We start from the raw sequence: 401 nt of genomic DNA, 5'->3' as shown, positions 1-401 counted from the left end.
CTTGTTTAGCTTGTGATTGACTACTATTATCATTAGTGATAAATACTTTTTCAACCGTAGGGAAAACAAAGTTATAATTTACGTATTCTCCTGATTCCTTGGCTTGTACACGACCGCTGACCGTTACTGTGTCACCTAATTGAATGAAATCAGGCAAGAAAGCCGAACCGTACGCAACTTTTACGTTAGATCCCTTTTCTTTTTCAAATAATGGGACTGAAATAATTTTCTTATCGCCTTTTGCTGTACTTACTGTACGTGTATTTTTTTCATTCGCTTGTGCTGTTACTGTGATGATTGCCATTTAATTATTCCCCTTTTTCTGTTTCTTGCTGTGCTAACCAAATCTTCATGATGTCGGTAATTTCTTTTTTAGTCTTATTTTTCAAGCTGTCAATATT

General features: G+C 34.9%; 1 protein-coding gene. It reads right to left on the bottom strand.

All coding sequences use genetic code 11. The annotated features are described in order from the left end of the window. On the bottom strand, positions 1-304 hold a 304-nt coding region (locus tag QR64_RS26315; protein ID WP_039587727.1), incomplete at its 3' end, for a single-stranded DNA-binding protein. Positions 305-401 lie beyond the last annotated feature (97 nt).

The organism is Rhodococcus sp. Chr-9, assembly GCF_000801125.1.
Taxonomy (GTDB): Bacteria; Actinomycetota; Actinomycetes; order Mycobacteriales; family Mycobacteriaceae; genus Rhodococcus; species Rhodococcus pyridinivorans.
This window is presented reverse-complemented; position numbering and strand designations above follow the sequence as displayed.